Consider the following 9,658-nt stretch of genomic DNA (forward strand, 5'->3'; position numbering starts at 1 on the left):
TACGATTCTCCCATGAGCGACGGCGGGCTGACGAGTGGTGTGGACGACGCGGACGTCGGGGGCGACCAGGGTCGACCCGACGGCGCGGACCGGGTGCGGGCGGACGCCGCTGCGCGCGGTCTCGCGGTCGAGATCGTCGCGCGCCCCGCGGCCGACTCGCTCGAGGCCGCTGCCGCTCTGCTCGGGCTGCAGCCGTCCGACATCGTGAAGAGCCTGGTGGTCAAGCGACACGACGGCTCGTTCCTGTTCGCGCTCGTGCCGGGCGACCGACAGATCTCGTGGGCGAAGCTCCGAGCCGTCGTGGGCGTCAACAAGCTGTCGATGCCGAGCGCCGACGTCGCCCTCGAGGTCACCGGGTACGAGCGGGGCACCATCACCCCCCTGGGCAGCTCGACCGCGTGGCCCGTGGTCGCGGACTCCCGAATCGTGGGGAGGCGCGTCGCCCTGGGTGCCGGAGCACACGGCTTCAGCGCCTTCGTCGAGGCCGACGACCTCGTCGCCGCGTACGACGCGACCGTGGCCGACGTCAGCGACTGACGCCGCGCCTCCCGGGCTCGGCGGCCGGGGACCCGACCGCGGACGTGCCCTCGGCGACCGGGGGGACGACCAGGCAGGAGTCCCCCTCGCAGGCGACGGCGCCCGGTGCCCCGAGCATGGTCAACGGCGCGGACGGCGTCGCGAGCCCGGCCACGGACCCGGCCCCGGCCCCGCGGGAATCGCTCATCGGGCCACCTCGGAGGCGACCTGCTCGAGGGCCTGGACGAACGTCTCGGGAGCCTGGGCGCCCGAGATGCCGTACTTGCCGTCGAGGACGAAGAACGGGACGCCGGTGATGCCGAAGGCCTGCGCCTGGGCCTGGTCGCCCCGCACGTCGTCGAGGTGACGCCCGGTCTCGAGAGCGTCGCGCGCCTCCTGCTCGTCGAGGCCGACCTCGGCGGCCAACGTGACGAGATCGTCGACGCGGCCCACGTGGCGGCCCTCCTCGAAGTAGGCGTGGAGGAGGCGTTCCTTCATCTCGGCCTGACGCCCGTTCGCCTTGGCGAAGTGGAGCAGCTCGTGCGCCTTGACCGTGTTGGTGTGCTGCAGGTGCTCGAAGTCGTAGGCGAGGCCGACCTCGGACGCGATGCCGGCGACGGTGTCGAGCATGCCGCGGACCTGGTCGGCGGGCATGCCCTTGTGCTTCGAGAGGAAGTCGACCTCGTCGCCCTCGAAGTCGACCGGGGTGTCGGGCGAGAGCTCGAACGAGTGGTACTCGACCTCGACGGGGCCGTCGAAACGTCGCACGGCCTCCTCGAACTTGCGCTTGCCGATGAAGCACCACGGGCAGGCGATGTCGGACCAGATGTCGACCTTGACGGTCGCGGACGGGGTGGCTGGGTCTGCGGTCACGGCAGGCCCAACCCTCGGCCGTGCCCCGCCATTCCCCGCGCCGTCCCTCCGCCCCCCTCAGGCGCCCCCTCCGGCTCCTCCCCCTCCGGCTCCTCCCCTGTCGGCAACTCCTGCCTCGTGCGCTGCCCGAGTACGGCGAGCCGCCAGTTCCTGCGGCCGCGGGGGCCGAGCACCCGGGGCGTGCAGGAGTTGCCGACACGTGACCCGGGCGTGGGGCCACCCGCCGTGGCCACCAGGGCGTCGATCGCGGCCGAGGTGCGAGCCCACAGGTCACGCTCCATGATCGTCCCCGCACGGAACGGGACGAGCCCGTCGAGAGCGATGTCGGCGTCTTTGAGGCGATCCTGGTCGAACCGCCTCTCGTGGTGCTCGCGACCGTCGGTCTCGAGACCGACGATGCCGTCGACGAGCATGTCGAGGACCTTGCCCGTGGTGCCGACGGGCACCTGCCGCACGACGTGGTGCCCGGCCAACCGGAGCCGCGTCCCGGCCGCCGACTCGAGGATGCTCTGTGCTCCCCCGTCGCTCCAGGCCACCAGGCCCACGGCATCGGCACGCTTCCGGGCGAGGACCTCGGCGGCGTCCTCGTCGTCGGTGACGAGGCCCATGCTGCGGGCCCAGTCGACCAGGATCACCGCGTCCTCGAGCGATGCCGCCTCGACGACCGCGCGGGCGAGGGCGTCACGTGGGTCCACCATCCAGGTCGAGCCGCGGGCTCCCAGAGCGACGGGGTCCCAGACCACCCGGACGCCCCGTCGACGTCGGAGGCGGGAGGCGGTCTCGGGTACCGAGACCGTGATCCGCGGGCGTCGCCACGACCAAGCGCCGAGTTGGTGCAGGGCAGCTGCCCCCGTGAGCCGGCCACCCACTGCGACGGCGACGAACCTCGGGTCGTGGGGCGGCCACGTCGAGTACCAGCCACGTCGGGGACGACGAACCGTGCGGGCGCGCACGGCGACGGTCAGGTGGCGGTCCGTGGCACCGAGCGCGACCAGGTCACGCTTGTGCAGCAGGCCACCGGCGTCGGAGACGAGTTCGGCGATCGTGGTCATGCCGACAGCGTGCCGAGCGGTGCCCCTCTCCCGGGGCGTCCGAGGGCGGCTTGGGGACGGCGGCGTCACATCGCTCCCCTGGGGCCGAGACCTCGTCGCGGGGACTGCGACTCGGGCGACGGCAACTCCTGCCCCGTGCCTCGTGGGCCCGCGACACGCCACGTGGGCGGCGCGGGTCGCGGCACGAGGCAGGAGTTGCCGACGCATCGCCCCACGAACGGACCGGGCGCGGAGGCGAAGGGCGGCACGGGTCGACGCGACCGGGCGCGGGGCGGCACGAGGGTGCGCGGAGCGGCGGGGCGGCGCGAGGGGGTGCGGAGCCGCACGGCGATCGGCTGAGCGCGAGGGGGTGCGGAGGCGCTGGGCGGTCGGCAACTCCTGCCCCGTGCCTCGTGGATCAGCGACACGCCGCGTGGGCGGCGCGGGTCGCGGCGGGAGGCAGGAGTTGCCGACGACAGACGGGCCCCCGTCGTGCAACGCGTGCACGACGGGGGCCCGTCTCGGAGGGGCGGGCGCGAGGCGCCCCGGCGGCTACGCGCCGAGCAGCTGCTCGGCCAGGTAGGCGCGCAGCCCGGCCAGGGGGATGCGCTGCTGGGCCATGGTGTCGCGCTCGCGCACGGTCACGGCGTCGTCCTCGAGCGAGTCGAAGTCGACCGTGACGCAGAACGGCGTGCCGATCTCGTCCTGGCGGCGGTAGCGTCGGCCGATGGCGCCCGCGTCGTCGAAGTCGATGTTCCAGTACTTGCGGAGGTCGGCGGCGAGCCCGCGGGCCATCGGCGACAGCTGCTCGTTGCGGCTGAGCGGCAGCACGGCCACCTTGATCGGTGCCAGGCGACGGTCGAGCTTCAGCACGGTGCGCTTGTCGACGCCGCCCTTGGCGTTCGGCGCCTCGTCCTCGGTGTAGGCGTCGACGAGGAACGCCATGAGCGAGCGGGTGAGACCTGCCGCGGGCTCGATGACGTAGGGGGTCCAGCGCTCGTTCTTGGCCTGGTCGAAGTAGGTCAGGTCTTTGCCCGAGGCGGCGGCATGGGTCTTGAGGTCGTAGTCGGTGCGGTTCGCGATGCCCTCGAGCTCGCCGAACTCGCCGCCGGCGAACCGGAAGCGGTACTCGATGTCGACGGTGCGCTTGGAGTAGTGCGAGAGCTTCTCGGCCGCGTGCTCGTAGAGGCGCAGGTTCTCGGGGTCGATGCCGAGGTCGACGTACCACTGGAACCGCTGGTCGATCCAGTACTGGTGCCACTCTTCGTCGCTGCCGGGCTCGACGAAGAACTCCATCTCCATCTGCTCGAACTCGCGCGTGCGGAAGATGAAGTTGCCGGGCGTGATCTCGTTGCGGAAGCTCTTGCCGATCTGGCCGATGCCGAACGGCGGCTTGATGCGCGACGACTGCAGGATGTTGTCGAAGTTGGTGAAGATGCCCTGCGCGGTCTCGGGTCGCAGGTACGCCATGCCCTGCTCGTTGTCGACCGGGCCGAGGAAGGTCTTGAGCAGACCGGAGAAGTTCTGCGGTTCGGTCCACGAGCCGGGCTGGCCCGTGTCGGGGTCGCGGACGTCGGCCAGGCCGTTCTCGGGCGGGTGGCCGTGCTTGGCCTCGTACGCCTCGAGCAGGTGGTCGGCGCGGTAGCGCTTGTGGGTGTGCAGCGACTCGACCAGCGGGTCGCTGAAGACCTCGACGTGCCCGGAGGCCTCCCACACCTGGCGCGGCAGGATGACCGCCGAGTCGAGGCCGACGACGTCGTCGCGGCCCTGCACCATGGTCTGCCACCACTGACGCTTGATGTTCTCCTTCAGGGCGACGCCGAGGGGCCCGTAGTCCCAAGCCGAGCGCGAACCGCCGTAGATCTCTCCCGACTGGAAGACGAAGCCGCGGCGCTTGGCCAGGGCGATGACGGAATCGAGACGGTTGGGTGCTGCCACGTGTGATGCTCCGATGAGTTGAGGCCCGAGCTGGGTGCCCGGTCGGTCGAGGTACCCGGCAACTCTACCGGCGGTGCGTCACCGGCCGAGCGCGACGGCGACGGCCTCGACGTCGCCCTCGTCGTTCCAGAGGTGGAAGGCCACGCGGACGCGACCGGCGCGCCCCGAGACCACGAGACCGGCGTCGCCGAGGAGGCGCTGGTCGCGTCCGTCGGGATCGGCCCAGGTCACGATCGCGCGGCCCTGCGCCTCGATCCCGAGCCGCGAGCAGAGCGCGTCGCCCGTCCCGGCGGCGTGCGCCCAGGTCTCGTCGGGGTCGAGCGCGGCGAACGTCGTGAGCGCGGGCAGCGCCCCGGCCCAGGCCTGCCAGGCGGGCGACACGTCGAAGGCCCGCGCGTCCGTGGCGAGGCTCATGTCGGGGCCGTAGCACGAGGCCCACACGTCATCGCCCGCGTACCAGCCGGCCTGGGCCGGGACCATGGCCTCCTGCAGCCGCTCCCCCACGGTGAGGAACGCCACCCCTCGCGGGCAGCACAACCACTTGTAGGCGTGCGTGACGCTGGCGTCGTACCGCGAGGCGTCGACGGGCCGCACGCCCGCCGCCTGCGTGAGGTCGCACAGCGTCAACGCCCCGTGTCGGGCCGCCGCGGCGACGATGGCGGCGTCGTCGGCGACCTCGCCGGTGGCGGACTGGACGGCCGACCAGGCCACGAGGTGCGTGCCGGGCCCGACGGAGCCGGCCAGCTCGGCCAGCGGGACGCTCCGCACCCGGACGCCCCGCGCCTCCTGCACCACGAAGGGGTAGACGATCGAGCTGAAGTCGCCCGTGGGCACCAGCACCTCGGCGCCGTCCGGGACCGAGGCCGCGATGACGGCGACCATCGCCGACGTCTGCGACGCGATGGCCACGCGGTCGACGCCGACCCGGGCCAGTCGGGCGAAGGCCGCACGCGCCTCCTCGACGACGGCGCCGTAGGCGACCGGGCCGGCCCGACCGGACGACCACCGGTCGAGGTCGGCGCGCGACGCCTCGACCGTGGACCGCAGCGGCAGGCCCATGGTGCAGGCGGCGAGGTAACCCGGTGCCGGGGCGAAGAGGTCGGGTCGGGGCTCGGTCATGTCCTCAGGTTCCCCCCGTCGAGACCGGAGGACAACCACCAGTGTCTGAGGCCGATCATCACCACGGCTTATGATTCGACCGTGCCCGACGATCTCGACCTCGCGTCCTTGCGCGTCGTCCGCGCCGTGGCCGACACCGGCACCATCACGGCGGCGGCCGCCCTGCTCGGCTACAGCCAACCCGCCGTCAGCCAGCAGCTGCGTCGAGCCGAACGCCAGGTCGGGCAACCGCTCGTGCTCCGCGCCGGGCGCGGCGTCGCCCTCACCGAGGCCGGGCACAGGCTCGCCGCGCACGCCGTCCACGTGCAGGCGGCCCTCGACGCCGCGCGGCAGGACCTCGACGACCTGGGCGGCGTCGCCACGGGCCACGTCACCCTGGCCGGGTTCCCCAGCGCGTCGTCGACGATCGTCCCCGACGTGCTCTCGCGCCTGCGGGACCGACACCCGGGCCTCACGGTCGACTACGTCGAGGCGGAACCCCCGGAGGCGCTGGCACGACTGCGCGACGGCTCGGCGGACGTCGCGGTCACCTTCCGTCACGGGGGCGACCCCGGGGGCGAACGCGACCTCGACGGTCTGCTGCACCGCGCCTCCTTCGTCGACCGCACGGTGCTCGCCGTGCCGTCTGCCCACCCGTTCACGCGAGGCGACGACTTCGGCGGCCTCGCGCACGAGAGGTGGATCGGCGGATGCCCCCGCTGCCGGAGCCAACTGCTCGCGACCTGCGCCGCGTCCGGGTTCGAGCCCGAGATCGTGCTCGAGACCGACAACGCCCTGGCCGTGCTCGGCCTCGTCGCGGCGGGCCTCGGCGTCGCCCTGCTGCCGGGGCTCTCGCTCGTGTCCGCCGCCGTGCCTCGCGGGGTGCGGGTGGTGGAGCTCGACGACGGCCTCGCCCGCGTCGTGCACGTGGTCCACGGGCGTGGGGGTGACCGCGTGCCGAGCGTGCGGGCGGTCCTCGACGCCTTCGAGCAGGTGGACGGCGACGCGCTGGGCCTCGTGCCGGCGCCACGGGGCGAGCCGTCCGTGCCTCCGGGTTAGGCTGGCCCGACGAACCAGGAGAGGTGCAGGTCGTGCGCACAAGACTGACCGTCGGCATCGCCGTCTCGGTGCTGGCCCTCGTCGGGCTGACCGGCTGCTTCCCGAGCCTCGACGACCTCACGCCGGCCGGTGCGGGCGGATCGGCGTCGACCCCCGGCCCGGGAGCCACCGGCGCGCCGCAGCCCCAGGTCACCGGGGCTCCCGGCACCGGCGGCGGCACGGGGTCGCAGCCCGACGCCCTCGCCCCCGGAGGCACGCTGCTCGGCCAGGTCAACTACAAGGACCTCACCATCTACGTCTACGGCGTCGGCGAGCTGACGACCTCGGCGCCCTCGATCTACGCCCGCCCCGACGGCACCGACCCCTACCCCGCGGGCACCGACGTCGAGGTCACGGCCTACGTGCTGACGAACAACTCGCAGCGTCGGCTCGACCTGACCGACCTGAGCGCCGACTACTCGTCGTACGGCAACGACCTCGCCACGCAGGACGTCTTCGCCGGGCAGGATCTGTTGACCCAGCTGGGCTACGAGACCTCGCTCGAGTCGAAGTTCCCCGCCGACAGCGCGAACTGGTACCTGCTGCCGGGCGAGTCGACCGTCTTCGCCAACGCCTGGTTCCACCGGGCGAGCGACGGACCGCTGACCCTGCAGTTCCTGTGGCCGGCCGAGCGGATCTTCCTGGGCGCGAACATCCAGTTCTGACGGGCGTCCGGTCAGGCCGGACCGGGGGCGTCCACCGCTCCCCCGAAACGACGGGTGCGCGAGGCATAGGTCTCGACGGCCTGCCAGAGGTCGGTCCGGGTGAAGTCCGGCCACAGCCGGTCGAGGAACACCATCTCGGCGTAGGCGGACTGCCAGAGCATGAAGTTGCTCGTGCGCTGCTCGCCCGAGCTGCGCACGAAGAGGTCGACGTCGGGCAGTTCGGGAGCGTACAGCCGCTTCTGGATCAGCTTCTCGCCGACGGCCGAGGGCTTGAGCCGACCGGCGGCGACGTCGTCGGCGATCGAGCGCACCGCGTCGGCGATCTCGGTCCGCCCGCCGTAGTTGACGCACATCGTCAACGTCAGGACGTCGTTGCCCTTGGTCAGCTCTTCGGCGAACTGCAGTTCCCTGATCACCGACCCCCACAGCCGCGGCTTCCGCCCGGCCCAGCGGACCCGCACGCCCCAAGCGTTCAGCTGGTCGCGACGTCGGTGCAGCACGTCACGGTTGAAGCCCATCAGGAAGCGCACCTCGTCGGGCGAGCGCTTCCAGTTCTCGGTCGAGAACGCGTACACGCTGAGGTGCTTCACGCCGATCTGGATCGCCCCGGCGACCACGTCGAGCAGCGACATCTCGCCGGCCTTGTGGCCCTCGACGCGGGTGAGCCCGCGCCCGTTCGCCCAGCGGCCGTTGCCGTCCATCACGATCGCGACGTGCTCGGGCACGGCGCCCCGCGGCATCTCGGGCGGGTGGACGCCCGTCCAGTCGAGGGGGCGGAAGTCGGCGGCGTCGCGGTGGGTCTTCTTCACGGTCTCTCTCTTCCGGGCACCCGGTCGACGTGCTGCAGCGATCGCAGTCCCCGTTCGAGGTGCCACTGCGTGTAGGCGGCGACGACGCCGCTCGCCTGGTTACGGGTCGCGTCGGGTGCGTCCTCGGCGTGGTCCCAGTCCCCCGTGAGCAGCGCGCCCAACAGGGCCAGCGCCTCCTGCGTCAAGCGCGGAGCGCCGGGAGGCGCGTGCGAGTCGGCCACCACGCCACCGAGCTGGACGACGAAGGCCGAGTGCGGCCCGGGGGCACCGGTCACGGCGCAGTCGCCGAAGCTCGGCGACCAGCCCGCGATGCTGAGCGCACGCAAGAGGTACGAGTCGAGCGTGAGCTGGGGGGCGTGCTCGTGCCGCGCGAGCGAGCGGAGGGCCCCGACGAGCAGGAGGTACTGCTGCAGACCCGCCTCGGCCTCGGTCAGCTTGTCGGCCGTCTCGACCATCACGTTGCCGGCCGTGTAGCTCTCGTAGTCGGCCGCGATCACGGCACCGTACGAGCCGAGCGACTCGGCCTGCTGCACGATGTCGAGCGAGCGGCCCTCGTAGAGCTGCAGGTCGGCGACCATCATCGGCTCGAGGCGCGCCCCGAACTTCGACGCCGTGCGTCGGACGCCCTTGGCCACGGCCCGGATCTTGCCGTGGTTGCGGCTGAGCATCGTAAGGATGCGGTCGGCCTCACCCAGCTTGTGGGTGCGCAACACGACGCATTCATCACGGTAGACGGGCACCGACCAAGCATCGCACGCGTGGTACAAACGTCAGGTGCACGCCACAGCCTTCGCCGTACCCCTGTGGGTGGACCTCCTCGCCGTCGGCATCGGCAGCCTGCAGGGGGCGATGTTCGCGTCGGAGTACAAGGACCGCCGTCTCGATCTGCTCGGCATCGCCATCATCGGGATCGCCACCGGGCTCGGCGGCGGCGTGCTGCGCGACGTGCTTCTCGGCGAGGTGCCGCGCGCCATGTCGAGCAACTGGTACCTGCTCGTCGCCGTCGCCGCGGCGATCGTCGGCATGGCACTCCAGCGCGTGTTCACCCGGCTGGCCGGGGTCATCACCGTGCTCGACGCGCTGACCATCGGCCTGCTCGGCGCGATCGGGTCGACCAAGGCGCTCTCGCTCGGACTGCCCGAGATCCCGGCCGTGTTCGTCGGGGTCATCGCGGCCGTCGGCGGCTCGGTGCTCCGCGACCTGCTGATGAACCTCACCATCGCGATGATGCACGTGGGATCGCTCTACGCCGTGGCGGCGGCCGGCGGCACCGTCGTGCTGGTCGTTGCCGTGACGCTCGGCGCACCCGTGGCCGTCTCCGCGATCGCGGGCACGTCCATCACCCTGGTCATCCGCATGCTGGCGGTGCGGTTCGGTTGGACCCTGCCCGAGCAGCGCGCCCTCAGCCGGCTGCCCCGCTGGCGTCGTCCGCGCTGAGTCCGCCTGCCGTCTCGGCGCCCGGGCCCGTCGCCCGGCCGGCCGCTCGCCCCTCGTCGGACCCGTCGCCCCTCGTCGGGCCCGTCGCCCCTCGTCGGGCCCGTCGTCCTTCGTCGGGCCCGGGCCGCACCCCGTCGGCAACTCCTGCCCCCTGCGCCAGCACACCCCGACACGCCGCACACCCGCACCCCCG

The 9,658-nt window shown here is 72.6% G+C and carries 11 protein-coding genes; 4 read left to right on the forward strand and 7 right to left on the reverse strand.

What is annotated here, in order from left to right:
• The first annotated feature begins 12 nt into the window (after positions 1 to 12).
• Positions 13 to 537, forward strand: coding sequence for an aminoacyl-tRNA deacylase (locus ASL10_RS06600; RefSeq protein ID WP_082460244.1), 525 nt, complete (start codon positions 13 to 15; stop codon positions 535 to 537).
• On the opposite strand, the gene ASL10_RS06605 is transcribed toward ASL10_RS06600, so the two are convergent.
• From ASL10_RS06605 to ASL10_RS06625, 5 genes are all read right to left on the reverse strand, one after another.
• Positions 527 to 724 carry a hypothetical protein gene (locus ASL10_RS06605; RefSeq protein WP_056045627.1) on the reverse strand — a complete coding sequence of 66 codons (198 nt, stop codon included), beginning with the start codon at positions 722 to 724 and terminating at the stop codon, positions 527 to 529. The two genes, ASL10_RS06600 and ASL10_RS06605, sit on opposite strands and share 11 nt — an antisense overlap.
• Complete coding sequence (locus ASL10_RS06610) at positions 721 to 1,389, reverse strand: DsbA family protein (RefSeq protein WP_056045630.1); 669 nt, start codon at positions 1,387 to 1,389, stop codon at positions 721 to 723. Before ASL10_RS06610 ends, ASL10_RS06605 begins: the two co-directional genes overlap by 4 nt.
• Complete coding sequence (locus ASL10_RS06615) at positions 1,386 to 2,441, reverse strand: hypothetical protein (protein ID WP_056045634.1); 1,056 nt, start codon at positions 2,439 to 2,441, stop codon at positions 1,386 to 1,388. The genes ASL10_RS06610 and ASL10_RS06615 overlap by 4 nt, the downstream gene beginning before the upstream one ends.
• A gap of 531 nt (positions 2,442 to 2,972) precedes the next feature.
• Positions 2,973 to 4,358 carry a glycine--tRNA ligase gene (locus ASL10_RS06620; RefSeq protein WP_056045637.1) on the reverse strand — a complete coding sequence of 462 codons (1,386 nt, stop codon included), beginning with the start codon at positions 4,356 to 4,358 and terminating at the stop codon, positions 2,973 to 2,975.
• A gap of 78 nt (positions 4,359 to 4,436) precedes the next feature.
• On the reverse strand, positions 4,437 to 5,477 hold the full coding sequence (locus tag ASL10_RS06625; RefSeq protein ID WP_056047530.1) for an aminotransferase class V-fold PLP-dependent enzyme: 1,041 nt from the start codon (positions 5,475 to 5,477) through the stop codon (positions 4,437 to 4,439).
• Positions 5,478 to 5,558: 81 nt separating this feature from the next.
• On the opposite strand from ASL10_RS06625, the gene ASL10_RS06630 reads away from it, so the two are divergent.
• Both ASL10_RS06630 and ASL10_RS06635 read left to right on the forward strand, forming a co-directional pair.
• The gene (locus ASL10_RS06630; protein WP_235452491.1) at positions 5,559 to 6,515 is read left to right on the forward strand and encodes a LysR family transcriptional regulator; all 957 of its coding nucleotides are present in this window, start codon (positions 5,559 to 5,561) and stop codon (positions 6,513 to 6,515) included.
• Between the two features lie 32 nt (positions 6,516 to 6,547).
• On the forward strand, positions 6,548 to 7,219 hold the full coding sequence (locus tag ASL10_RS06635; protein WP_148053616.1) for a hypothetical protein: 672 nt from the start codon (positions 6,548 to 6,550) through the stop codon (positions 7,217 to 7,219).
• Positions 7,220 to 7,230: 11 nt separating this feature from the next.
• On the opposite strand, the gene ASL10_RS06640 is transcribed toward ASL10_RS06635, so the two are convergent.
• Together ASL10_RS06640 and recO are read right to left on the reverse strand one after the other, a co-directional pair.
• Positions 7,231 to 8,028, reverse strand: a complete 798-nt coding sequence (locus tag ASL10_RS06640) for an isoprenyl transferase (protein ID WP_056045644.1) — start codon at positions 8,026 to 8,028, stop codon at positions 7,231 to 7,233.
• Positions 8,025 to 8,768: a DNA repair protein RecO gene (gene recO, locus ASL10_RS06645; protein ID WP_056045648.1), complete on the reverse strand. Its 744-nt coding sequence runs from the start codon at positions 8,766 to 8,768 to the stop codon at positions 8,025 to 8,027. Before recO ends, ASL10_RS06640 begins: the two co-directional genes overlap by 4 nt.
• Positions 8,769 to 8,802: 34 nt before the next feature.
• Here recO and ASL10_RS06650 point away from each other — a divergent pair, with 34 nt between their 5' ends.
• Complete coding sequence (locus tag ASL10_RS06650) at positions 8,803 to 9,465, forward strand: trimeric intracellular cation channel family protein (protein ID WP_056045653.1); 663 nt, start codon at positions 8,803 to 8,805, stop codon at positions 9,463 to 9,465.
• Positions 9,466 to 9,658 lie beyond the last annotated feature (193 nt).

The organism is Frigoribacterium sp. Leaf8 (genome assembly GCF_001421165.1).
Classification (GTDB): domain Bacteria; phylum Actinomycetota; class Actinomycetes; order Actinomycetales; family Microbacteriaceae; genus Frigoribacterium.

Bases quoted from the DNA above. Each gene is read 5' to 3' on its own strand.
- ASL10_RS06600 (WP_082460244.1), top strand. From the start codon at position 13: ATGAGCGACGGCGGGCTGACGAGTGGTGTGGACGACGCGGACGTCGGG.
- ASL10_RS06615 (WP_056045634.1), bottom strand. From the start codon at position 2,441: ATGACCACGATCGCCGAACTCGTCTCCGACGCCGGTGGCCTGCTGCAC.
- ASL10_RS06625 (WP_056047530.1), bottom strand. From the start codon at position 5,477: ATGACCGAGCCCCGACCCGACCTCTTCGCCCCGGCACCGGGTTACCTC.
- ASL10_RS06605 (WP_056045627.1), bottom strand. From the start codon at position 724: ATGAGCGATTCCCGCGGGGCCGGGGCCGGGTCCGTGGCCGGGCTCGCG.